Source organism: Shewanella sp. FJAT-51649 (assembly GCF_019457435.1).
In the GTDB taxonomy this organism is placed as follows: Bacteria; Pseudomonadota; Gammaproteobacteria; order Enterobacterales; family Shewanellaceae; genus Shewanella; species Shewanella mangrovisoli.
Map to the genome: position 1 here is coordinate 789,673 of NZ_CP080411.1, position 24,499 is coordinate 814,171.

General features: G+C 48.6%; 24 protein-coding genes. 14 read left to right on the forward strand and 10 right to left on the reverse strand.

Features of this window, described 5'->3' with window-relative positions; genetic code table 11:
- The first annotated feature begins 153 nt into the window (after positions 1-153).
- The 8 genes from zapE to rlmB all read left to right on the forward strand — a co-directional run bounded on the left by zapE (position 154) and on the right by rlmB (position 8,037).
- On the forward strand, positions 154-1,266 hold the full coding sequence (zapE, locus tag K0H59_RS03490; protein WP_220054678.1) for a cell division protein ZapE: 1,113 nt from the start codon (positions 154-156) through the stop codon (positions 1,264-1,266).
- Positions 1,267-1,562: 296 nt separating this feature from the next.
- The gene (gene rplM / locus K0H59_RS03495) at positions 1,563-1,991 is read left to right on the forward strand and encodes a 50S ribosomal protein L13 (RefSeq protein WP_011073682.1); all 429 of its coding nucleotides are present in this window, start codon (positions 1,563-1,565) and stop codon (positions 1,989-1,991) included.
- Between the two features lie 14 nt (positions 1,992-2,005).
- Complete coding sequence (gene rpsI, locus K0H59_RS03500; RefSeq protein WP_006083052.1) at positions 2,006-2,398, forward strand: 30S ribosomal protein S9; 393 nt, start codon at positions 2,006-2,008, stop codon at positions 2,396-2,398.
- Positions 2,399-2,511: 113 nt separating this feature from the next.
- A complete protein-coding gene (locus tag K0H59_RS03505; RefSeq protein ID WP_011715861.1) occupies positions 2,512-2,700 on the forward strand; it encodes a DUF2065 domain-containing protein in 189 nt (62 codons plus the stop codon).
- A 66-nt stretch (positions 2,701-2,766) separates the two neighbouring features.
- Positions 2,767-4,062: an adenylosuccinate synthase gene (locus K0H59_RS03510; RefSeq protein WP_086901986.1), complete on the forward strand. Its 1,296-nt coding sequence runs from the start codon at positions 2,767-2,769 to the stop codon at positions 4,060-4,062.
- A gap of 108 nt (positions 4,063-4,170) precedes the next feature.
- The gene (gene motX, locus K0H59_RS03515) at positions 4,171-4,827 is read left to right on the forward strand and encodes a flagellar protein MotX (RefSeq protein ID WP_011715863.1); all 657 of its coding nucleotides are present in this window, start codon (positions 4,171-4,173) and stop codon (positions 4,825-4,827) included.
- 39 nt (positions 4,828-4,866) lie between these two features.
- The gene (gene rnr, locus K0H59_RS03520) at positions 4,867-7,296 is read left to right on the forward strand and encodes a ribonuclease R (protein ID WP_220054679.1); all 2,430 of its coding nucleotides are present in this window, start codon (positions 4,867-4,869) and stop codon (positions 7,294-7,296) included.
- Entirely contained in the window at positions 7,297-8,037 is a 741-nt protein-coding gene (gene rlmB / locus K0H59_RS03525) for a 23S rRNA (guanosine(2251)-2'-O)-methyltransferase RlmB (RefSeq protein ID WP_220054680.1), read from the forward strand.
- Positions 8,038-8,106: 69 nt separating this feature from the next.
- Here the strand turns inward: rlmB and K0H59_RS03530 are convergent, their stop codons facing one another.
- Together K0H59_RS03530 and K0H59_RS03535 are read right to left on the reverse strand one after the other, a co-directional pair.
- A complete protein-coding gene (locus tag K0H59_RS03530; RefSeq protein WP_220054681.1) occupies positions 8,107-9,531 on the reverse strand; it encodes an MFS transporter in 1,425 nt (474 codons plus the stop codon).
- Positions 9,532-9,712: 181 nt separating this feature from the next.
- Complete coding sequence (locus K0H59_RS03535; RefSeq protein WP_220055548.1) at positions 9,713-10,456, reverse strand: YdiY family protein; 744 nt, start codon at positions 10,454-10,456, stop codon at positions 9,713-9,715.
- Between the two features lie 224 nt (positions 10,457-10,680).
- On the opposite strand from K0H59_RS03535, the gene rpsF reads away from it, so the two are divergent.
- From rpsF to rplI, 4 genes are read left to right on the forward strand one after another with little or no spacing between them, the layout of a single operon-like run.
- The gene (rpsF, locus tag K0H59_RS03540; RefSeq protein ID WP_011623998.1) at positions 10,681-11,076 is read left to right on the forward strand and encodes a 30S ribosomal protein S6; all 396 of its coding nucleotides are present in this window, start codon (positions 10,681-10,683) and stop codon (positions 11,074-11,076) included.
- 8 nt (positions 11,077-11,084) lie between these two features.
- Positions 11,085-11,390 (forward strand): primosomal replication protein N, encoded by a 306-nt coding sequence (priB, locus tag K0H59_RS03545; RefSeq protein WP_011073673.1) that lies wholly within the window; start codon positions 11,085-11,087, stop codon positions 11,388-11,390.
- A gap of 11 nt (positions 11,391-11,401) precedes the next feature.
- Positions 11,402-11,629 carry a 30S ribosomal protein S18 gene (gene rpsR / locus K0H59_RS03550; protein WP_006083042.1) on the forward strand — a complete coding sequence of 76 codons (228 nt, stop codon included), beginning with the start codon at positions 11,402-11,404 and terminating at the stop codon, positions 11,627-11,629.
- 36 nt (positions 11,630-11,665) lie between these two features.
- A complete protein-coding gene (gene rplI / locus K0H59_RS03555; RefSeq protein ID WP_011623996.1) occupies positions 11,666-12,118 on the forward strand; it encodes a 50S ribosomal protein L9 in 453 nt (150 codons plus the stop codon).
- Between the two features lie 157 nt (positions 12,119-12,275).
- Here rplI and hydF read toward each other — a convergent pair whose 3' ends face one another.
- The 8 genes from hydF to K0H59_RS03595 form a co-directional block, all read right to left on the reverse strand.
- Positions 12,276-13,514: a [FeFe] hydrogenase H-cluster maturation GTPase HydF gene (gene hydF, locus K0H59_RS03560; RefSeq protein ID WP_220054682.1), complete on the reverse strand. Its 1,239-nt coding sequence runs from the start codon at positions 13,512-13,514 to the stop codon at positions 12,276-12,278.
- Positions 13,498-14,577: a [FeFe] hydrogenase H-cluster radical SAM maturase HydE gene (hydE, locus tag K0H59_RS03565; protein ID WP_220054683.1), complete on the reverse strand. Its 1,080-nt coding sequence runs from the start codon at positions 14,575-14,577 to the stop codon at positions 13,498-13,500. The genes hydF and hydE overlap by 17 nt, the downstream gene beginning before the upstream one ends.
- A complete protein-coding gene (locus K0H59_RS03570) occupies positions 14,577-15,215 on the reverse strand; it encodes a hypothetical protein (protein WP_220054684.1) in 639 nt (212 codons plus the stop codon). Before K0H59_RS03570 ends, hydE begins: the two co-directional genes overlap by 1 nt.
- A complete protein-coding gene (gene hydG / locus K0H59_RS03575) occupies positions 15,216-16,655 on the reverse strand; it encodes a [FeFe] hydrogenase H-cluster radical SAM maturase HydG (RefSeq protein WP_220054685.1) in 1,440 nt (479 codons plus the stop codon).
- 70 nt (positions 16,656-16,725) lie between these two features.
- The gene (locus K0H59_RS03580; protein ID WP_258405888.1) at positions 16,726-17,391 is read right to left on the reverse strand and encodes a cytochrome b/b6 domain-containing protein; all 666 of its coding nucleotides are present in this window, start codon (positions 17,389-17,391) and stop codon (positions 16,726-16,728) included.
- A gap of 31 nt (positions 17,392-17,422) precedes the next feature.
- Positions 17,423-17,743, reverse strand: coding sequence for an iron hydrogenase small subunit HydB (gene hydB / locus K0H59_RS03585; RefSeq protein WP_220054687.1), 321 nt, complete (start codon positions 17,741-17,743; stop codon positions 17,423-17,425).
- Positions 17,744-17,755: 12 nt separating this feature from the next.
- Positions 17,756-18,979 (reverse strand): iron hydrogenase large subunit HydA, encoded by a 1,224-nt coding sequence (gene hydA, locus K0H59_RS03590; protein ID WP_220054688.1) that lies wholly within the window; start codon positions 18,977-18,979, stop codon positions 17,756-17,758.
- A gap of 636 nt (positions 18,980-19,615) precedes the next feature.
- Positions 19,616-21,814: a S46 family peptidase gene (locus K0H59_RS03595; protein WP_220054689.1), complete on the reverse strand. Its 2,199-nt coding sequence runs from the start codon at positions 21,812-21,814 to the stop codon at positions 19,616-19,618.
- Positions 21,815-21,939: 125 nt separating this feature from the next.
- Between K0H59_RS03595 and dnaB the strand changes: the two genes are divergently transcribed.
- Both dnaB and alr read left to right on the forward strand, forming a co-directional pair.
- Positions 21,940-23,346, forward strand: coding sequence for a replicative DNA helicase (dnaB, locus tag K0H59_RS03600; protein ID WP_088211721.1), 1,407 nt, complete (start codon positions 21,940-21,942; stop codon positions 23,344-23,346).
- Positions 23,347-23,421: 75 nt separating this feature from the next.
- Positions 23,422-24,498 (forward strand): alanine racemase, encoded by a 1,077-nt coding sequence (alr, locus tag K0H59_RS03605; protein WP_220054690.1) that lies wholly within the window; start codon positions 23,422-23,424, stop codon positions 24,496-24,498.
- Position 24,499 lies beyond the last annotated feature (1 nt).

Consider the following 24,499-nt stretch of genomic DNA (forward strand, 5'->3'; position numbering starts at 1 on the left):
ATCCTTTCACGCTCAATCTTGCTTTGTTGCCGCCGAGTGCCGAAATATGGAATCCAGCGTCCTTTAGCTTGTTAGGGGATAAATATATGCCGCATCAGAGTGGCCGTGGTAATATCGACGCAGTTTTTCCAAAGGATAAAAGAGAATTATAACGTGCCCCAGTTAAGCCCTTGGCAGCATTACCAAAAAGATCTTACTCGTGATGGTTTTTCCCATGATCCCGCGCAGGAAATGGCCGTAAAGGCACTGCAACGCGTCTACGAAGATTTAACCGCTGCCGAAGCACCAGGCTCACTTTTAGGCAAGTTATTGACCTCCTTTGGCCTCAAGTCTGCACCTGTCGCGCCTAAGGGATTGTATCTCTGGGGTGGTGTCGGTCGCGGCAAAACCTATCTTATGGACACTTTTTTTGATGCGCTGCCAGGTAATCAAAAACTAAGGGCGCACTTTCACCGTTTTATGCATCAACTACATTTGGATCTGGATGCGCTCAAAGGCACTCGCGATCCTTTATTAGTGATTGCCAAACAAATGGCGGCGAAATACCGAGTCATTTGTTTTGATGAGTTTTTTGTCTCTGATATCACAGATGCCATGCTACTTGGCACCTTATTCCAAGCCCTCTTTAAAGAAGGCGTGGTCTTAGTCGCTACTTCAAACATCATTCCCGATGATTTGTATAAAAACGGGTTGCAACGGGCACGATTCCTTCCCGCGATCGCCTTGATTAATCAGCATTGTGAAGTACTTAATGTGGATTCGGGCATCGACTATCGTCTACGCACACTTGAGCAGGCCGAGATTTATCACCATCCACTCGATGAAGAGGCCGACACCAACCTGCTGCGTTATTTCCGCCAGTTAGCCCCCGAGGCCGAAATTTCAACCGATGCGATTGAAATCGAAGGGCGGGCAATCAGCATACGTCAACAGGCGCAAGGTGTGTTGCTCGCGGATTTCAGGGCCTTATGCGATGGGCCTCGTAGTCAGCGGGATTATATGGAGCTGGCGCGGATTTATCATACCGTGTTGGTGAGTGGCATCGAGCAAATGGGCGCGTTTTTAACGGGTGATGATATCGCCAGACGTTTTTTAGCCATGGTGGATGAGTTTTACGAGCGTAACGTTAAGTTGATCGTTTCCGCGCAGGTGCCGCTGGAAGAGATTTACGCCGATGGTTTATTGAGTTTTGAATTTAGACGCTGTCGCTCTCGCTTAGTCGAAATGCAATCCCACGATTACTTAAAATCAGAGCATTTACCTTAGGTTAGCGAGTGCCAATCATTGGAGGTTAGCGCGTTTTTTAGGCAAACCTCCTGTGGCTCATCCATCCCAGTGAAAATCAGCCTCACAGATCGATTTTTTATGATTTTTGTCAAAATATCAGGTGATTTTTAGCTCACGTTTGTCTATAATCCGCCACCTGCCCACGTTACTCCACCAAATTAGGTGGAAGTTGTACGCCGAGTTAAGTACTCGAAGGGGTACTGAAAGGCAATTTTGTGTTGTTTACCATTGTAGGCAACATGTGAGACAGAAATTAACTTTGGGTTTTTGTAATAATGAAGACTTTTACTGCTACACCAGAAACTGTAACTCGTGACTGGTTCGTCGTTGATGCTGACGGCAAAACTTTAGGTCGTATCGCTACCGAAATCGCTCTGCGTTTACGCGGTAAGCACAAGCCAGAATACACTCCTCACGTTGACACTGGTGATTACATCATCGTTATCAACGCTGAGAAAGTTACTGTTACTGGTAACAAAGCGCAAGGCAAGACGTACTACTCGCACTCAGGCTTCCCTGGTGGCATCAAGCAAATCAGCTTTGAAAAGCTGCAAGCTCACAAGCCAGAAATGATCATCGAGAAAGCAGTTAAGGGTATGTTACCAAAAGGTCCTCTGGGCCGTGCCATGTTCCGTAAACTGAAAGTTTACGCTGGCGCAGAACATAACCACGCTGCACAACAACCTCAAGTTCTTGATATCTAAACGGGATTAAGCAAATGGCTGCAACTCAGTACTACGGCACTGGCCGTCGCAAAACCTCTACAGCACGCGTATTCGCTAAAGCTGGTAGTGGCAACATCGTTGTAAATCAACGTCCTTTGGACCAATACTTTGGTCGTGAAACTGCTCGTATGGTTGTTCGTCAACCATTAGAACTAGTTGAAATGACTGACAAGCTGGACATCTATGTAACTGTTAAGGGCGGTGGTATCACTGGCCAAGCAGGTGCAATCCGTCACGGTATCACTCGTGCTCTGATGCAATTAGATGAAGCTCTGCGTCCATCATTACGTTCTGCTGGTTTCGTAACCCGTGACGCTCGTAAAGTTGAGCGTAAGAAAGTGGGTCTACGTAAAGCACGTCGTAAGCCACAATTCTCTAAGCGTTAATACGTTTTGGAATCTCAAAAAACCCAGCTTATGCTGGGTTTTTTATTGCCTAAAATTGGCTATGCTCGCGTTAATGAAAGTGTTTTTTGCTGACAGTTCGAAGAGAGGGGAAGATGAGCTTACAGTTATTTATGCTGGCCGTGGCATTGGTGTTGATTTTAGAGGGTGTGGGGCCTTTGTTATTCCCCAATAAATGGCGCCGATATTTAAACGAGCTTTCCCATCAAAATCAGCAAGTTTTACGCCGAATAGGCGGTTCTTTAGTCACCGCAGGGCTGGTCATTTTGATTATTTTTTCATAAATGCCTTACCACTTGCGGTTTAAAATCTGTTAGAATTCTTTTTTAACCACAACCTTGCAGCAAACAATGGGCAAAAACGTAGTTGTTCTCGGCACCCAATGGGGTGACGAAGGAAAAGGTAAGATTGTCGACCTTCTAACAGAACAGGCAAAATATGTAGTTCGCTACCAAGGCGGTCACAACGCGGGTCACACTCTAGTGATCAATGGCGATAAAACCGTACTTCATCTGATCCCATCAGGCATCCTACGCGACAATGTGAAATGCATTATCGGTAACGGTGTGGTGCTTGCACCTGACGCCCTGATGAAAGAGATCAAAATGCTCAAAGAGCGCGGTATTCCTGTAGAGGAACGTCTGCTGATCTCTGAAGCATGTCCGCTGATCCTACCATTCCACTGTGCCTTAGACATCGCTCGCGAAAAAGCGCGCGGTAACAAAGCTATTGGTACTACGGGTCGTGGTATTGGTCCTGCGTATGAAGACAAGATTTCCCGTCGCGGTCTGCGTGTTGGCGATCTGTTCAATGCTGAACTATTTGCTGAAAAGCTGAAAGAAGTTATGGCATATCATAACTTTATGCTGACAGAGTACTACAAAGTTGACGCCGTAGATTACGAGCAAACATTGAGCGATGCGTTAGCTTTAGCTGACTACCTGAAGAGCATGTGTGTTGACGTAACTGAACTGTTGGATAACGCGCGTAAAGCGGGTGAACCAATTCTGTTCGAAGGTGCACAAGGTACGCTGTTAGACATCGACCACGGTACTTATCCGTTTGTGACTTCGTCAAACACTACCGCAGGTGGTGTGGCGACAGGCAGCGGCTTTGGTCCACGTCATTTAGACTATGTCTTAGGTATCATGAAGGCATACACCACTCGCGTGGGTGCAGGTCCTTTCCCAACTGAACTCTTATGTGAAGTGGGTGATCATTTAGGGACTAAAGGTCATGAATTTGGTGCGACTACTGGTCGTAAGCGTCGTCCAGGTTGGTTAGATGCAGTGGCAATGCGCCGTGCAGTACAAATCAACAGCGTAAGCGGCTTCTGCTTAACTAAGTTAGACGTACTCGATGGCCTGAAAGAAGTGAAGATCTGTGTGGGTTACCAACATCCAGATGGCACTATCTCTAAGGTTACGCCATTAGCGGCTGAAGGTTATGAGCAGGTCACGCCTGTTTATGAAACTATGCCAGGCTGGAGCGAGTCAACTTTCGGTGCGACCTCTTTAGAGCAGTTACCACAAGCAGCTATCAACTACATCAAGCGCATTGAAGAGTTGTTAGAAACGCCGATCGACATCATTTCTACCGGTCCAGACCGTAATGAAACGATGATTTTAGTTAGCCCATTTAACTAAAATCTTAGAGGCCGTGTTTCACGGCCTTTTCTTCCTTTGTTGTTCCTTCCTGTTTGTTTTCTGTGGTTAGAAATTCGGCTTGAGCTCAAGAAATAGGTTATACTGCCGATGCAAGTATTCACCCTATTGTCATTGAGAGTCGTTATGCTACGTACTGCATTAGTTGCGCTGCTGCCCTTAGTATCTTCAATGTGCTTTGCTGAAACACAGGCGGTGGATATTTATTCTCAAGATCAATTACTTGAAATGATCCGCGGCGAAAAATATCTGGCAAGAGTTAAGCAAGATGACTGTCAGTTAGTGCAAGATATCGAAGCGCGCGCAGAAGTCTTAAAGCAGCCCCTGTATCAGTTTCTGTGGGGGGAAATGCTCAACCATGGCACCTGCGTAAAAGCCAATGCAGTCAAAGGAATGGGGTTATTGCAAGAGGCGGCCGAGCAGGGCAGCCCCGAAGCCATGGTGAAACTTGCCGAATATTATCAAAATGGTAAGTTTGTTATTCGTAATAAAGACCGTGCGGTCAATTATTTATTGCCAGCGGCGGCGAGCGGCAGTTTAGCCGCGCGGATGATGCTGGTTCGTTTATACGGTGAAGGTTATGGTAGTCCAAGGGACTATGAAATGGCCTATAACTGGTTATACAACAATGTATTTACCGATGAGGCGACCAAGAAAAAAGCCTTGTCATTACTGCAGGTGTTAGCCGCTAAAATGCCCGCCAGTGCAGTGGCGCGGGCCCAGCAAGAGCACTTGCGAACCCGTTGAGTTGTCTCTACTGATTGAGACAGAAATATTGGATATTGAATGATCAAAGACCCTCATTTCGAGCGTGAACAGGATAAGTACGAAAACCCTATCCCAAGTCGTGAGTATATTATCGAGTACTTACGTTCTCAAAAATCACCTATTACCCGTGACAGCATCGCTGTTGCACTGCAGATCCATGATGAAGAACAGTTAGAAGCCCTGCGTCGCCGTTTACGGGCGATGGAGCGCGACGGTGAACTGGTATTTACCCGCGGTCAAAGCTATGGCTTACCTGAAAAAATGGATCTGATTTCCGGCACTGTCCTTGGGCACAGAGAAGGTTACGGCTTCTTTAAACCTGACGAAGGTGGCGACGATTTATTTATCTCAAATCGCGACATGCTGATGTATTTCCACGGCGATAAAGTGTTGGCACAAAAAGCCGGTATGGATCGCAAAGGCCGCCGCGAGGCCCGTATCGTCCGCCTAATCCAGCCGCGTAGTGCCGCCATTGTGGGGCGATTCCATGTCGATAGCGGCATGGCATTTGTGATTGCCGATGATAAGCGCATTACCCAAGAAATCTTAATCGCCACGGAAGATCGCAATGGCGCCCGTCAAGGCGATGTGGTCGTGGTCGAATTAACCCGTCGTCCGGGTCGATTCGTTAAAGCTGCCGGTAAAGTCACTGAGGTGCTCGGCAAGCAAATGGCGCCGGGAATGGAAATCGAAATTGCCCTGCGTAATTACGATTTACCCCACACTTGGTCGGCCGTGATTGAGAAAAAACTGCGCCGCATCCCTGATGAAGTGACCGAAGCCGATAAAGTTGGCCGCGTCGATCTGCGAGATCTACCCTTAGTGACTATCGATGGCGAGGATGCCCGCGACTTTGACGATGCGGTATACGCCGAAGTTAAACCCAGTGGCGGATGGCGTCTTTGGGTGGCGATTGCGGATGTGAGCTACTACGTGCGTACCGATTCGGCCTTAGATACCGAAGCCCGTGCCCGTGGTAACTCGGTGTATTTCCCGTCGCAAGTGATCCCTATGCTGCCGGAGAAAATCTCTAACGGCCTGTGTTCGCTCAATCCCCATGTCGACCGCCTGTGTATGGTTGCAGAGATGACGATTTCGGCCCGCGGTAAGCTCTCTGGTTATAAGTTTTATCCCGCAGTGATGCATTCACATGCGCGTTTCACTTACACCCAAGTGGCCGCCATGCTCGAAGGCGGACCGATTGCGCCTGAGCATGAAGCGCTATTCCCGCATCTGCAATGTTTGCAGTCGCTTTATTTGGCGCTCGATGAACAGCGCGCCGAGCGTGGTGCGATTGCCTTTGAGACCTTAGAAACGCAGTTTATTTTTAACGACCAGCGCAAGATCGATAAGATTGTGCCAAGAGCGCGTAATCAAGCTCATAAAATCATTGAAGAATGTATGATTTTGGCCAACGTATCGGCTGCTAAGTTTGTGAAAAAGCACAAGGGTGAAATCCTCTATCGCGTGCATGAGTCGCCTTCTGAGCAGAAATTGGCAAACTTTAAAGAGTTTTTGGCCGAACGTGGTTTAAGCATGGGCGGCGGTCTCGAGCCAACCCCTGCGGATTACCAGAATGTGATGCTGCAAATCGCCGATAGGCCCGATGCCGAGCTTATCCAAGTGATGTTGCTGCGCTCAATGCGCCAAGCTATCTACACACCTGATAACGAAGGCCACTTTGGTTTAGCACTCGAAGAATATGCGCACTTTACATCGCCAATTCGCCGTTATCCTGACTTAGTGCTGCACCGCGTGATCCGCTATTTATTGGCGAAGGAAAAAGGCGTAGCCAATGAGAAGTGGACATCCGATGGTGGCTACCATTATCAGCTCGATGAGTTAGACCTCTTAGGTGAAGAATGTTCGAACACCGAGCGCCGTGCCGATGAAGCCACGCGTGATGTAAGCGACTGGTTGAAATGTGAATTTATGCAGGACCATGTGGGTGACACCTTCGAGGCGGTGATTGCCTCTGTCACTAACTTTGGTTTATTCGTTCGCTTAAATGACTTATTTATCGATGGCTTAGTGCATATTTCTAGCTTGGGCAGCGATTATTATCAGTTCGATCCTATGCGTCAGCGTTTGATTGGTGAGCATACGGGTCAAATCTATCAAGTGGGTGACCCCGTCACGGTAAAAGTGGCTGCGGTAAACTTGGATGATAGACAGATTGACTTAGTCATGCTTGGCGATAGCGGAAAAGGCGGTCGCCGTAAGTCTGCGCCGAGTCGAGAAAAACCGATGACAGCGCGTGAGCGGGTAAACCGTGAAGGCGCAAAAATGGCTAAGGCGGCTAAATCGACTGGCGCGAAATCGAAAGCAGGTTCAGATAAAGCTGGGGCGAGTAAGTCCAAGTCTAAAGCAGGCGCTAAGCCTAAGAAAAGCGTAAAAAATTCGGCGAAAAAGCCAAAGGCCGCGAAGCGGAGCACGAGAAAGAAGTAAATGAAGAAACAAGATATTATTTTTGGGATCCACGCGGTTGAAGCGCTGTTAAAACGCAGCCCTGAGCGCATTATTGAACTTTGGCTGTTGCAGGGCCGTGAGGATGAGCGTTTAACGCCGCTGATCCGCCAGGCTAAAGCCTTTGGCACTAGCATCCAAGTGACCTCACGCAAAGTATTGGACGATAAGGCTGAAAGCACTCAGCATCAAGGTATCGTTGCCCGTGTTAAGGCGGCTAAAATCCTTGGTGAGCATGACTTAGATGAGTTGTTAGCTAAAACCGACTTACCGTTTTTATTGATTTTAGATGGTGTTACCGATCCGCATAACCTAGGTGCTTGCTTACGTAACGCCGATGCCGCAGGTGTACAAGGTATTATTGTGCCTAAGGACAACTCAGTAGGCTTAACGGCTGTGGTGAGCAAAGTGGCCTGCGGCGCCGCCGAAACCGTGCCCTTATTCCAAGTGACTAACCTTGCGCGTACCATGCGTCATCTGCAGGAAAAGGGCGTGTGGATTGTCGGCACGGCGGGCGAGGCGGATTGCGAGCTATATCAAGCCGATCTTAAAGGGCCGCTGGCGATTGCGATGGGCGCCGAAGGTAAAGGCTTACGCCGCCTAAGCCGTGAATGTTGCGATACCTTGGTCTCGATTCCGATGGTGGGGAGCGTTTCTAGCTTAAACGTGTCGGTCGCAACGGGCATCTGCCTATTCGAAGCCGTGCGTCAACGCCGTAGCTAATCGATAGCTTTCAATAAAAAAGACGGGCTAGCCCGTCTTTTTTATTGTCTCGAATAACTGAACTCCCTCTTAAGCGGTTTTCACCGCATCGAGATCTGACTCTTCTATATCGTTCGTTTCTGCCTCAACAAAAGTCGGCTCCGGATTGACGTCAAACTCGAATGTCAGCTGTTGCTCGCTGTCAGTGTCATTATCCTCGAGGGCATCGGCACCTAAATCGTCTTCATCGTCGCTGTGCGTAGGGGTCATTTGCTCCTGCACCGATTCGACATCAACCCTTGGGTCGAGCGCGGCCGCGAGCGGAGATGAGACTAAGTCACCGGTTGCCATGATGTAGTCTTGAGTCACATTAGTTTCGGCCTTTTGTTGTGAGTGAACATAACGCAGGCGTAAAAACAGAATTAAGGTACAGGCCGACATAAAGCCATAAAGCATGCTATTGCCGAGCCATTGCATAAGGGTTGAGGCGATAAGTGGGCCGATACTGGCGCCAAGGCCGAAGGTCAGTAATATGGTGGCCGACAGACCAACCCTTTCACTTTGCTCGACACGGGAGTTGGCCAGTGCCGTCGCCAAGGGGTAGAAGGTAAAGCCAAGAATACCGAACAGAAACGTCATCACCAGTGAGAGCGTGGGATGGTAAGGCGTGAGGGCGATAGCTAAGGCTAAGATCCCAAGCAGTACGCAGTTAATGCGGATAAGTCGACTGCGGGACATGATGTCGGATAATTTCCCCATCGGCCATTGCGCCAGCAGACCCGCGAGAATGGTGGCCGTCATATAGGTGGCGACTTTCTCGGGCGGTAAACCTAAGTTACTGGCATAGGCGGGTGCTAAGCCGTAAAAGGAGCCGACAATCATGCTGCCTATCGCAATAGTCGTCAGTGCTTGCGGGGCTTTGCGCCAATAATGAGCGATTTTTAAGGGCGCGGGCACCAGTGGCGCCGGGTGAATACGGCGGGTCAAGGAAATGGGAACAATACACAGAGCAAAACAGATGGCGATCAGTAACAGCGGCTCTAGGCCGAGTTCAGGATAGAGGCTGATGGCACCTTGGCCCAATATCAAACCGAAGTACGAGACTATCATGTAGCTGGCAAACACAGTGCCGCGTTGGCTGCTTTCGGCCTGCTCATTGAGCCAGCTTTCGAGCACCATGTATTGGCACATCATGCCCATACCGACGATAAGCCTTAACAGGATCCAAACTGCTAGCTCATCCACTAAGGCGTGGCCGAGTGCGGAAGCGGCGACTATCCCGGCACTGGCGACAAAGGCGCGAATATGCCCAACTTGGGCAATCAAACGGTGGCCAATCTTAGAACCCGCCACTAGGCCAACGTAATAGGCCGACATCATGCCGCCTATCCACAGCTGTGGAACGTGCATCACCGACAGGCGTAGGCCTAAATAGGTGGTGAGTAAACCGCCTGCCAACACAGTTAATAGAGTCGTGCTATATAAAGAGGCGAAAGTGCGTAGCGGGTTTGCCATTAACTACTCCTTGTATGGTTGCAGGGAGAGTATATCAGGAGTTGGTGTGTATTCCGTGTTGCAAAATGTTGGGATTTAATGACTAACTTATCATTTTTGTGTATGAGTCACTCAATTCGACTGAAATGGGATTTGGCTGAGAGGATGAACCTAGTTTCAGCCAAACCACTGGGTATCACGATTATCTAAAGGTGTAGAGCAGGTTAAAGGTGGTGACTGTGTCTGTCTGCTTACTGCCTTCGGGGACCACTTCGGTGTACTTGATGTTCATGCCGATTTTAAATGCCCAGTCCTGAAATACTAAATTCTTGTAGTTCATGTCGAGGGTGAGAGTATTGTTATTCTCGCCCACCTCGGCGGTGAGATCGGCATTGATGCTGGTGTATTCCTGCAATTTTTGCGAAAACTTTGCCGCAGTACGTAAAATCACATCCTTTTCGGCGGCGGGATCGGGCTCCGCGACCGATTCCGCAGGCAGGTTGTATCGATAACCCGGACCGACTTCGAGGCTGAGTTTGGTCTTATAGGTACTGATGGCATTAAAACCATAACCCGAAGAAAGGGTTGAGATTTGGGTATAACTACCGAACTGATCCCAGGTAAAGTCGCCACGGCCAAAGATATAGCCCTTGGTGAGTTTATAGTTGCTCTGCAGTTGGAGTTCGTACTTCTCTGAAGTGGTTTTGTTTTTCTCTGAAGCAAAATACGCTTTTAGCGTGGCTTCTTGTTTCGTTTGTTTGGCATCGTAGATCAGCTGGGTGCGACCATTAAAACTGCTCGACTCGGTATTGCCCGTGTTCAACTGTAAGCCGGCTTCGACTTCTGCTGTAAAATCGCTTGGCGGCTCCTGATAATCGGGAGGTACAAGCGCAAGTGCCGGAAAAGATAGGCAAAACAAACTCAAAGGGGCGATAACTTTTAGCATTGCTCGTAACATTAGTCAGGGTTCTTGAATGGCTGGTGTCTGATATCCGAATAGGGGTGAGGCGTCATCATACCCGTATTGAGAGGTGAGGCAAAGTTATTGCTTGAGTTTCGCGTCTGCTTTCTGTACTATCTCGCGCTCGAATCAGTCACTATTTTCGTTCCTTGCCTCCACTTGGTCTGACTGAGCCAATAACGAGGCTACATAACCGTAAGGAGCAATAAATGCGTCATTACGAAATCGTATTTATGGTTCACCCAGATCAAAGTGAACAAGTACCAGGTATGATTGAGCGTTACACCGGTGTTATCACCGAAGCTAACGGCAAAATCCACCGTTTAGAAGATTGGGGCCGTCGTCAACTGGCTTACCCAATCCAAGACCTGCACAAAGCTCACTACGTTCTGATGAACGTTGAAGCACCAGCAGAGACGATTGAAGAGCTAGAAACTGCTTTCCGTTTCAACGACGCAGTTCTGCGTAACATGGTAATGCGTACTAAAGTTGCCGTTACTGAAGCATCTCCAATGGCGAAAGCTAAAGATGAGCGCGATTCACGTCGTGGCCCAGCTGGCGACCGCTCATATGATGAAGCTAACGCTGAAGAAATCGCTGAGTAAGTTTATCTGTGACCACCAATAACTTGGTGTTGTCAGGAACCATAACCCGTTCCAGACGCTTTAAAAGCCCGGCAGGCATCGCACACAGTGTGATAATGCTAGAACACAAATCGCAGCGTTATGAAGCAGATATGCTCCGCAACGTCTACGTACAAATACAAGTGATATTGAGTGGCCCACGCTTTGAAAGCGTGGCAGACAATCTGAAAGCAGGTGTGGAAGTACAAGTTCAAGGTTTTATGACGCTTCAACAGGGGCGCAATGGCCAAAATCGCTTAGTCATCCATGCCGAAAATGTCGAATTGAAAACTTAGGAGACTGTCAAATGGCACGTTATTTCCGTCGTCGCAAGTTCTGCCGTTTCACCGCTGAAGGTGTTGCAGAAATTGATTACAAAGATATCGTTACTTTAAAGAACTACATCACTGAAAGCGGCAAGATCGTTCCAAGCCGTATCACTGGTACTAGTGCTAAATATCAGCGTCAACTAGCTCGCGCAATCAAGCGTGCTCGTTATCTTTCTCTACTGCCATACACTGATTTACATCAGTAATTGCAGTATTCCTAATCGAATATAGAGGATTTGATAATGAACGTTATTCTGCTTGATAAAATCGCTAACCTGGGTAACCTGGGTGACCAAGTTGCAGTTAAAGCTGGTTACGCTCGTAACTACCTGCTGCCACAAGGTAAAGCTGTTGTTGCTAACGAAAGCAACGTTAAAGTATTTGAAGCTCGTCGCGCTGAATTAGAAGCTAAATTAGCTGCTGATCTGGCTGCTGCTAACCAACGCGCTGAAAAAATCGCTGCTCTGGAAGCTGTTGTTATCGCTTCTAAAGCTGGTGATGAAGGCAAACTGTTTGGTTCAGTTGGCACTCGTGACATCGCTGATGCAGTAACTGCTGCTGGCGTTGAACTGGCTAAAGCTGAAGTTCGTTTACCATTAGGCGCTCTGCGTACTACTGGCGACTTCGAAGTTGAAGTTCAGTTACACACTGAAGTTAAAGCTGTTGTTAAAGTATCTGTTGTTGCAGAAGCTTAATTACCAACTGCTTTAAATGAAAAACACCGCTTCGGCGGTGTTTTTTTATGGGCGCGATTTAGCTCGTATTGCTGTGTAAGTGGCTATCTGTTTCATATCAAGGATAAATAGGCTTAGCTAGTTCATCACAACTAAGCCTGAAGCTAAGGCTCAAATATTACTGAGGACTGCTGTTAAAAGGCGCGAGCACCCGTGGTAGTACGCCCTGTAGCTTTGAAATCGCGACCCCATAGTTAGTGATAGGCACATTGCGACGTTGGCATTCGTGGATGCGACGGAGCATTTCATTACGGTTAAACATACAGGCACCGCAGTGGATGACGAGGGCATATTGCTCTAAATCATCGGGAAAGTCGTGGCCGGACGTCACGATAAATTCGAGTTGTTTACCCGTATAGCTATTTATCCAGCGGGGGAGTTTGACTCGACCGATATCATCTTCCTGCACATTGTGGCTGCAGGCTTCGGCGATGAGCACTTTATCGCCATCTTGCAATTTATCTAACGCCTCCGCGCCTGCGGCAAGGGTGGCCAAATCCCCTTTAAAACGCGCAAACAGAGTTGAGAAAGTCGTGAGTGGAATCGATGCTGGCACTAGGGCGGCGACTTGCTTAATCGCCTGTGCATCGGAGACAACTAGTTTGGGTGTGACGACGGATAATGCCTTTTCTAGTTCCGTTTCTTTCACCACCATAGCGATCGCGTTGCGATCCAATGCTTCCCTAAGAATTTGTACCTGCGGCAGGATCAAGCGTCCTTTAGGTGCAGCCATATCGATTGGTACGACGCAGAGAATAACGTCCCCCGATTGATAGAGGTCGCCCGCTAGCAGGGGTTCTTGCTTATATTCCGCGGGGGCTAAATCGATAATCTGCTGCTTAAGCATTTTGGTCGCAAGACCTGTGGTGGCCGAGACCACAATAAAGGGCAAGGATTGCTGTTGGCAGAAGGCGATATTTTCAGCTTTAGGTGTACAGATATCGGCCTTGTTGAATACCACCAATATCGGCATTCGCATCTGCTGTATTTCGTTCACTAAGGCAATATCCGATGGATAAAGCCCTTGTTCGTCCACTACTAAGAGTGCCATATCGGAGCGGAACAATACTTTGCGAGTCGCCTTCACCCGCATAGCACCTAATTCTCCGTCATCATCGATCCCAGCCGTGTCGTAAAAGGTCACAGGCCCTAGGGGCTGCAACTCATAGGCCTTTGCTACGGCATCTGTCGTGGTGCCCTTAATATCGGACACTATGGAGATTTGTTGCCCTGCGATCATATTGAGCAGGGATGACTTACCCGCATTGCGTCGACCGACTAAGGCGATATGGTAACGCATGCCCCGTGGTGCCGATTGGTTTTGGGAATGCTCTTGTGGATTAATGCCTTGACACATATTGAGTCCTTTTCGAATCACCACGGCTAAAGGAGGGGGTTAGCCCACGGCTTTGTATTTGCTGGCAGATATGATTAAGTCGCTCCGCAACCGGATGTTGTTGCTGGTTTTTTCCTGGATAGATGCTGTAGTCACCACTCACCTGTGTTGGTGTGAAGGAGGGCATAATCACATTGCAGCCTCGCTTGAGTGCCAGTTCCCGAGTGCCTTTTTCGAGTGCATCGAGGGAGCTGGTCGCGGGGATATTTGCCCCAGGATTCATCAGTCGCAAAATCGCACTCACCCTATGGCTCTTAAGGGCGCTGCCATTGGGCGATGTGGCAAATGGAGTTTGCGCATGGGCGATAAAAGGGCCGCAGGCCAGCATATCGAGCTGCAGCTCAGTTAAGCATTGAATATCGCGGGCTAAGATAGCGTCAGTCATCCCAGGTAAATCGATGATAATGCCGGAACCTGTCTGAAAGCCGAGTGACTTAAGGTGAGCAAGTCTTGCGATGCGCTCATCGAAATGGGCTTTAGGGCGACAGCGAGCAAAGAGTGCGTGGTTGAAGGTTTCCATCTTGAGTAAATAACGATCGGCACCCGCCTCACGCCAGTTTTCCAACTCATGATGTTTGCGATCACCGAGGGAGAGGGTGATTGCTAGGTTATGGCGCTGCTTAATTTCACTAATAAGGGCGCTGATGCGCTTGCAACTGTAGCTAAAATCATCTCCCGATTGCAGCACCACAGTGCCGAGGCCGAGTGCGGCTATGCTATCCACCGCGCTGAGGATTGCTTCGTTCGAGAGCCGATAACGCTTTACCTGCCGATTCTCGCTACGCAGTCCACAGTAATGGCAGTGGTTACGACAATGATTCGAGAATTCAACAATGCCGCGTAAATAGACCTGTTGCTGAAATTCGAGCTCAGTGGCGAGCTGGGCGCGGCTAAACAGCCATTCATCGTCCTGCCCTTGAAGCAGCTCAAGGATTTGCGCATAACTGAGCGCCATAGGTTTGAGCAAACTCGGTTGTGGGCTGAACGATGCTTGCTGAATGATTGGGATATGGCTGGTATGCATCAGTGACGCTCCTTATCCAGCGCAATCACACTTTGATACCAGAGATCGCCCACGGCGCGGCGACATTCTTCTACGTAACGGCCAAGGGTTATTGCCACCGGCGAGTCTTGCTCTGCGGTGACGCCGGAATAAAACCAATCGATTAAGCTGTTTGGCGCAAGGCCTAAAGCAATAACATCAAACTCTATCCAAAGCCCCTGTGCCGAAGTGGTATGGCTATGGGCGTAGTGACCGACAAAGAGTCTATCGCCAATCAGCAATATAGGTTGCAGTGGCAGCGCTTGGGTCGACACTAAATTGATCGTCTCAGGAAATTGTCTCTTTAGCTCGGCGCACCAGTGGCGGGAGTTTTCATAGAGTCGCTCCACTTCCCGCTGCGGCATTTCGGGCCTTAGGATAGTGGCGAATTCATCCCGCCAAGAACCAGTGGGCTCAAGCTTTATCAGGGTGAGTTGCTTGAAACTTGCGTTTTGTAAGCGCTGTGAGAGTAATTGGCCCACCGCATTATTAGCAAAGTTGCTGTAAATCGCCGCGTGTAACACGATTACATCAGCGCGCTCTATCGCATTCAGTAAGGCGCTAGTGTTAAGGCCAAAATGCAACTGTACGCCGGGCTCAGAAAATAAATAAGATGCCATTTACAGATAGATATCCCGTTCACCCGCATCGGTTTTTTTCAGGCAGACGCGTACGTTACGTTCCCGTGATGGACTCATTTTGGCGAGCTCTCGCTCTATCAGGGCGTTACCTGCCTCACGGGTTTTATCGCTGGCGTAGTCGTTCAGATATTCTCTAAAGGTGATCAAGGCATTGGGCTGGCAGAATTTGCCAATAAACTGCTGTTTGGCTAATCCCATAAAGTGATCGCCAGTGCGCCCTTTACGGTAACAGCCCGTACAGAAGGAGGGGATGGCATCCGAATCTGTGACTAATTCATAGATGATCTCATCCATGGCGCGATGATCGCCAAGGCTAAATTGTTCAGCATCATGTTGATTTTGTTTGCTATCTTGATAGCCTCCTGGGGCGGTACGTGAGCCTGCACTGATTTGTGAAACACCGAGCTCTAATAATTCTTTACGCAGCGCAGCGCTTTCCCGCGTGCTCATAATCAACCCGGTATAAGGTACGGCTAGGCGAGTGATGGCAACGATTCGCTTGAAGCACACATCATCAATCTCATAGGGAGGCTTTTCACTAAGGGCAGAGCCATGGGCGGGTTCTATCCGCGGGAAGGAGATGGTATGTGGGCCAACGCCACAGTCTTTTTCGAGTTGCTGAACATGGGTGAGCATGGCGAGCAGCTCAAATCTATGGTCATACAGGCCAAAGAGCGCGCCGATACCGACATCATCGATTCCTGCTTCCATCGCCCTGTGCATGGCGTAGAGGCGGTATAAGTAGTCGGTTTTTTTACCTTTTAGGTGCACTTTACTGTAAGTGTCTTGATGATAGGTTTCTTGGAAACATTGATAAGTGCCTATCGCCGCCGTTTTGAGCTGTTTAAAGTCTTCCACACTCATTGGCGCGCAGTTGACATTGATACGGCGAATTTCGCCGCCCTTGCCCTGCTTCACGCTGTACATGGTTTGAATACTTTCAACAATGGCTTGCACATTGTTGCGTGGATGCTCGCCATAGACCGCAAGGATCCGCTTGTGGCCCATTTCTTCGAGGATGCTGACCTCTTGGCGGATCTCATCCTGTTTTAAGGTCTTGCGTTTCAGCTCATGGTTATCGGCGTTAAAGCCGCAGTAACTGCAACTGTTGGCACAATGGTTGGACACATAGAGCGGCGCAAACATCACGATACGATTGCCGTAGATGGTGTTTTTAATTTCACGGGCGACGGCAAAGAGTGCTTCATCCAGCGCTTTATCTTGATTTTGTAGCAGGAGAGCGGTTTCGCGAATGCTTAAGCCTTCGCATCGACGGGCCTTTTCGAGAATGGCTTGGATTTGTTCACGACTCGGATTGCTGGCCTCTTCAATGGCCTGCCAAATCGCCTGATCGTCAATAAAGCTGACGTTGGGATTATAGTCAGAGACGGTAATGGAATGATGCTCGTGTGTGCTCATGGTTATCTATGCCCTTGAATATGAATACAGAAATGCGGCAGTTGTTGAGCAACTGCCGCAGATGACTTAGCTATTTTCTGGTCAGTTGTTCGCCGTTCGTGGCAACGGGGGCAATTTCATTTTTGACCCATAGCGGGGTGTACTCGGCGGCATCATGGTAGGGCACATTGCCGTGGATCATCATGGCTTTGAAGTCATCGAAGCGGTACACCGCGAGGAATAAATGCACGGGTAAGAAAGCGGTTAACACTAGTCCAGAGACCAAATGGGCTTGACCTAAAAACCACACTATATCCCGTGGTGCGGCGTGAGGGATAAGCCACAGCACTAAACCGGAGAGGATAAGCACTGTGCCGCCAATCAGTACACAGGCACCAAATAGCTTCTGGCCAGAGTTGTACTTGTTCATCGGAGGGATAGGCACTTTTTTACCCAGTAAGAATTTCTGTGGGTAACCGCCTAACACCATAAACCATTTCACGTCGCGTCCGGAGAAGCTGAACACGCGGGCGATAAATAACACCACTCGGTCGAATGCCATGATGGTAAATGCCACGGCATCGAGGGCCATAACAATCCCCGCAATGATGTGCACATCATAGGTTAGCTGCATGCCTTCCTGGGAAAGCGGTTTAAAAAACAATAACAAACCCGTCGCGGCTAACGGCAAAAAGCTCAGTAGCAGAATGTAGTGGAAGATCCTGACGTTTAACGGATGTTTTAAAATGGGTCTCATATCATGTTCTTGATGCATTTTTCATCTCCAATCAAGAGCTTAATTTGGTGCGGTCGACAAAATGGGTGTGCAGTAGCTCATGGGACATATGTCCTAATGGCTCGCCACCGAATTCTTTGTAGTATTTCTCTACCGCAGGGTTGGCGTGGCTAACACGTTTTTTCGCTAGGCTGTCGTCCTTATATAACCCTTGGCTTCTGGCCTTTATGTACTCATTGCGGCGCTCAAGCTTGCTGCTAAACCAACCAATAGGAATGGCTATGGCGGCGACAAAGGCAGCGCCTACGGCCATAAACTTACGGCGTGACAGAAAGAAACTGTCCTCGGCAAATAGGTGTTTTTTCTTGTTCATTTTTGTTTCCCGTTAAATGTTACCAAGCCAAGAAGAGCCTTTACCTTCAATAGGTTGGCCTCCACCGTTGACGCAACCGCCAGCGCAGTTCATCACTTCGATAAAGTGATAGGGCGAGGTGCCAGCCATTACGTCGCGTAGCACGGGTTCGATGTTATTGCCCATGTCGTGTACTACTGCGACATTGACCGTCACATTCTGGTTGAGCTGAGTATCAAACAGGCTGACGGAAGCCGATTTGACGCCTTTTAGCCCGCGTACGGGTTCAAATTCCAACTTGGCCATTTCAGTGCCAGTGAGCACTTTATGGGCGGTACGTAATGCCGCTTCCATCACACCACCTGTGGTACCAAAGATAGTGCCCGCGCCAGTGTATTCAGAGAACAAGCTATCGCCTTGATATTCGGGGGTATTAGCGAGGTCGATATCGAGCATTTTGAGCAATTGAGCCATTTCTCGGGTGGTCAGCACGGCATCAATATCTTGGTACGAAGGCGTGTTAGCACCATGGTATTGCCAAGCCGAGTTAAATTCGGGGCGTGAGGCTTCGAGTTTTTTCGAGGTACAAGGCATCACAGAGACAGTGAAAATATTCTCCGGCTGCATTTGATACACCTTAGCGCCATAGGTTTTGGCGACCGCTCCAGCCATTTGTTGAGGTGATTTAGCGGTGGATAGGTTAGGTAGTAGCGCTGGATAGCGGGTTTCAAGGTAGCGCACCCAACCTGGGCAGCAGGAGGTGAACTGCGGTAGCGCCCCTGCATTTTCTTCACCTTTGACATTGGCATGGAGGCGATGAATAAACTCACTGCCTTCTTCCATGATGGTGAGATCGGCGGCAAAGTTACAGTCGAAAAGCTTAAAGCCTGCCTGATTCATGGCACCATAGAGTTTACCCGTCACGAGTTCGCCCGTGCCTAAACCGAACTCTTCACCAATTGCGACCCGCACGGCAGGAGCGATAATGCCGACGACGGTAGTATTTTTATCGGCGAGCTTTTTAATGACGGTTTCAAGGGCGCTGTGGGTTTCTTCAATGGCGCTAAAGGGGCAGTTAATTAAACATTGACCGCAGCTTAAGCATTTATCTTCATCAATAGAGTGCACTGCACCCGAGGCGCCATTAATGGCATGGGTTGGGCAGAACTGTTTACAAGCATCACATCCTTTACATTTAGATGCATTTATCTTGATCAGCCCTTGGATTTCTCCCGGTTGATAAGTTGTCGCTGTCATAGGATTTCGCGTTCCTCATTTTCAACCTGAATTATATTTTCAGTGTTATTTAATGTATTTACTTAGCAGCTTATGCCTAGGGCAAAAGCGTATTGGTAAGTTTTAGACGGCTGGATAATAGGAAATTGATTCTGGAAAAAACTTGAGAGCGATCAAGTTTTATTCTTTTTGATAAAATAGACGTTTTTAATGGTTTTATTAGTCGTTTTTGATAATTTTTTAGAAATAAAAATAGGATTTTCCGTTTGTGCTTTATCTGGTATCTTTAAGTTTATTCTTTATATACAGTGTGTTGTAGCATTGATCTTAGTTGCCTAACACTGTTTGTTGTATTTTAAAGGCTTTTTGTGTGATTTATTGCATTATGAGGGTGTTATCACTCGTTTTGATTTTGTGCTTGGACAAATTGTCCATGATCTCTCTTGATTTAAATAATGCTAATTAAGATGGTTGATGAACTATTATGGCGAATGGAAAATGTAATAGATCACAAATTAGTAAATTGCTTAAAATAAAAAACCGTCCAAAGAATATTCCTTGAACGGCTTTTAAATATGCTTAATTTATATCGGTTAAATTAATTGAGTTAATATTGGCGAATTTTATTATCCATTAATGCTGAATATTAACTTAATATTAATTTCTCACTAACTCGAGTTCTTTAATTAAATTATCAGCATGGTCGACTTCATCCATCATCCACAGGATATATCGAATATCCACGTGCACGGCACGGGTGATGGTAGGGTTGAAGAACCAGTCCTTGGTAATGGCTTCATAGGTGGAATCGAAGTTAAGACCGACGAGTTCGCCTTTACCGTTAAAGACGGGCGAGCCCGAGTTGCCGCCTGTGGTATCGACACTCGACAGGAAGTTAACTGGCACAGAGTTAAACTCTTCTGGCTTGTCTAAGCAAGAGAACAGACGGCAAATCCAGCCGCGTGGATCTTGGTAGACAGATTTCACTAAGTGATCGCCAAAACGCTGCTCATGAATTGCATCGAGCAGTTTTTTCGGAGCGTTATAGGGCTCAACGCCGGTGTGCTTAGCGACTATGCCATCGAGGCGTGTAAAGGGCTGTTTGTACAGGGCATCACGGGATTGATAACCATCGACCATGCCGTAGCTGATACGTAGGGTACCGTTTGCATCGGGATACACTGGCCAGTTGTTGGCTTTGTAGTAGTCGATAACGGCAGCCATGTAGGCAGGACGCGCGGTAGACAGTTTACCCGCAAGGATTTTTTCTGCCTTTTCCTGCGCCATATTGGTGTCGTACAACGCGACAGCGAGGCGGATAAAAGGATCGCTGCTGGTTTCAAAGGCTTTGGCATCGGCATCCATCCACGCCAGACGTTGCGCTTGGTCGGTTAGCGTCGTGAGTGAATACAAACCATCGAGTTTTGCTTCTAGGCTGACGTTTTTATCGTCTAGATTCAGCATATTGTCTAAAGCAGCAACGCGATTAGGCTGCGACAAGTAGGCATTTAAATCTTGTAACCACAGGGTTTTATCGACTTTAACATCAAAGCTGGAGTCGATACGCTTCAGGCGCGAGCTGAACATGGCAAGGTCACGCTCTTGGTAACCGATTTCACGCTCGGCATCGCTCTTTTGCTTTTCCTTGGCTAAGCGATAGAGGCTATTGGCCGCAGTGAGCAGTGTGCTTGATTGGGCGTTGGTGAAGTAATAATTGGTTTGGGTTTGCAGTTGCTGCTCGGCCAATAAAACTTCTAGCTCGCTGATAAGGTTTTGATTAAGGCTAGGGTTTTTCTTTAACCAAGCCAGAAAATCATCTTCGCGTTGCTGCTTAATGCCGACTATATCCGTGGCTTTAAAGCCAGCCAGCAGACCGTTGAGTTTTTTCATTCGGTTTGCCATCGACGCCATATTGCCCGCATATTTAATGGCGATGTCGGCATCTTCCTGACCCATGGCTTCGATAGTATCAATCTGTAATTGATAGCGTTTTGCCTGAGTGGGATACAGCCAATCACTGGCAAATTTTAGCTCGCTGGTGAGATTGTAACGGCTGGTGGTGCCAGGGTAACCCGCCACAAACACGCCGTCGCCCGCTTTCACACCATCGGCGTTTACTTTCAGGTAACTCTTTGGCGTGTAAGGAATGTTATCTTCGCTGTAGGCAGCAGGTTTGCCATCTTTACCCACATAGGCGCGCAGGAAGGCAAAATCGCCCGAGTGGCGTGGATATTCGTAGTTATCAATATCACCGCCGTAAGCGCCAACGCTTTCTGGTGGCGCGTACACTAAGCGCACATCGCGGATCATCAATTGCTTGATGAGGTAATATTCCAAACCATTGTGGAAGCTGCGAACGTTACAGCGGTAGTTATCATTGGCCTCACAGCTTTTGATCAAGGCTTTGCTTTGGTTTTCAATCTCTTCGTAGCGTTTGAGCGGATCTTGACTTAAGTCTTTGGTGACATCGCTGGTGACATTGGTCACAGCTTCGGTGATGTATAAACGCTCGTTAGGGCCCGCCGACGGTTCTTTATCCATCGAGGTGGCTAAAAAGCCCTGTTCGAGATAGTTATGTTCTTTCTTAGTGTTATATTGTATCGCCTTGTAGGCACAATGATGGTTTGTCACAACTAGCCCTTGGGGCGAGACAAAACTGGCGGTACAATAGCCCAGCCCGACAACGGCATTCATAGGATAACTGGTGAGATCGGCTAATTTGTCAGCGGGAATATCGATTCCACGCGCGCTGAGTTTGTCCGCAATTGAAGGCATTTGGTAAGGTTGCCATTGTCCTTCATCGGCTGTTGCTACGCCTGAGGTCAGTACTAAGGCTGCAACCAATGCAATACGCATGTTCTTTCCTTATTTTTAGTTAGAGTGTCCGTTGGAATGAGGTAACAGGCGAATGTAAACAGCCTGTTTGCTTGACGCGGGTTTTATATCATATTTTGTTAAGTTGTTGGAAATCGGGAGTGTTAATGTCACAACAAGGTGCGTTTAAACCTAAGAATAAGCCGACAGATGTGCAGGTCGATAGCTTAAAGCTGCCGCCGCATTCGATAGAGGCTGAACAATCGGTCTTAGGTGGCCTAATGTTAGACGCCGACGCTTGGGATAAAGTGGCCGAGACTGTGGTGAAAGAGGATTTTTATTCCCGCTCGCACCGAATGATTTTTGCGGCCATGCACCGTTTAGTCGAAAGTGGTCAACCCATCGACTTGATTACGGTTTCTGAACAGCTTGAAGTTGAAAACCAGCTTGAAGAAGCGGGCGGCTTTGCCTATTTAGGCGAGATTGCCAAAAACACCCCGAGCGCGGGTAACATTGTTTCCTACGCCGAGATCGTGCGCGAGCGCGCCGTGGTGCGGGAGATGATCCGTGTCGCCCATGAGATTGCCGATGCGGGTTACAATCCCGAAGGGCGTGATTCCAGCGCCTTGCTCGACTTGGCCGAGAGTAAAGTCTTTAAGATTGCCGAGCAGCGCACCAATGCCAACGAAGGTCCAGAAGGCATTAAAACCATTCTCGAAAAAACCGTCGATAAGATTGAGCAGCTCTACAATAACCCACACAACGGTGTGACTGGGGTGTCGAGCGGCTTTAGCGATCTCGACCGCATGACTGCTGGCTTCCAATCCGGCGACTTGATTATTGTCGCGGCGCGTCCTTCTATGGGTAAAACCACCTTCGCGATGAACCTCTGCGAACAGGCGGCGATGAATGAAGACAAGCCAGTGCTGATTTTCAGTCTCGAGATGCCCTCGGAACAGATCATGATGCGTATGTTGGCCTCCTTGGGCCGCGTCGACCAAACCAAAATCCGTACCGGACAACTCGATGATGAGGATTGGGCGCGTGTATCCTCGACCATGGGGATTATGCTCGAGCAGGGCAAGATGTATATCGACGACGGCTCTGGCTTAACGCCGACCGAAGTACGCAGCCGTGCCCGCCGTATTGCCCGTGAGTATGGCGGGTTGTCGATGATCATGGTCGACTACTTGCAGCTGATGCAAGTGCCGGCCTTATCGGACAACCGTACCCTAGAAATTGCCGAAATCTCTCGCTCTCTCAAGGCATTGGCTAAAGAGTTAGAGATCCCCGTGATTGCACTGTCCCAGCTTAACCGCTCGCTCGAACAACGTGCCGATAAGCGCCCAGTAAACTCGGACTTACGTGAATCGGGTTCTATTGAGCAGGATGCGGACCTCATCATGTTTATTTACCGTGATGAGGTGTATAACAACGATTCTCCCGATAAGGGCACCGCAGAAATCATTATCGGTAAGCAGCGTAACGGCCCAATTGGACGTGTGCGCTTGACCTTCCAAGGCCAGTTTTCCCGTTTTGATAATTACGCTGGCCCGCAGTTTGAAGAAGATTAATTGCTGGTGTTAGAAGCTAAGCACTGCTTATGTATTCTTTTTATTTCCTGACTTTCCAAATAGACAAGGCAAATTTTGAAACCTTTTCCCCGAGCAGAAATTAGCAGTAGTGCACTGCAGAACAATCTCGCCGTCTTGCGTCAACAGGCGAGTCGCAGCCAAGTAATGGCGGTGGTGAAAGCCAATGGTTATGGTCATGGATTATTAAATGTCGCCAACTGTTTACACACGGCCGATGGCTTTGGCTTAGCCCGTTTAGAAGAGGCCTTAGAGCTCCGTGCTGGTGGCGTGAAGGCGCGCTTGTTATTGCTTGAAGGCTTCTTTCGCAGCACGGATTTACCTTTGTTGGTGGCCCACGATATCGATACTGTAGTGCACCACGAGTCGCAAATCGAAATGCTAGAGCTGGCGACGCTCTCAAAACCTGTCACTGTATGGTTGAAAGTGGATTCTGGCATGCATCGGTTAGGCGTAACCCCTGAGCAATTTACGCAGGTGTATGCGCGCTTGATGGCCTGTGACAATGTCGCCAAGCCCATCCATTTGATGACTCACTTTGCCTGTGCCGATGAGCCTGAAAATCATTACACCCAAGTGCAAATGCGAACCTTTAACCAGTTAACCGCGGATTTACCTGGGTTTCGAACCTTAGCCAATTCTGCGGGTGCCCTCTATTGGCCGAAGAGCCAAGGGGACTGGATCCGTCCTGGGATCGCGCTCTATGGTGTGTCTCCGGTGACGGGGGATTGCGGCGCCAATCATGGTCTGATCCCGGCGATGAATTTAGTTTCGCGTTTAATTGCGGTGCGTGACCACAAGGCAGGACAACCCGTTGGCTATGGTTGTTATTGGACGGCGAAACAAGATACTCGCCTTGGTGTTGTGGCCATTGGTTACGGCGATGGTTATCCGCGTAATGCGCCAGAAGGCACGCCAGTGTGGGTTAATGGTCGCCGAGTACCGATCGTTGGTCGTGTATCTATGGATATGTTAACTGTTGATTTAGGTGCAGATGCGACAGACCTTGTGGGCGATGAAGCATTGCTTTGGGGCGCCGCTTTACCCGTTGAGGAAGTGGCTGAACATATTGGCACCATCGCCTATGAGTTAGTGACTAAACTCACCCCAAGGGTCGCTGTGTGTCTTGCATAAG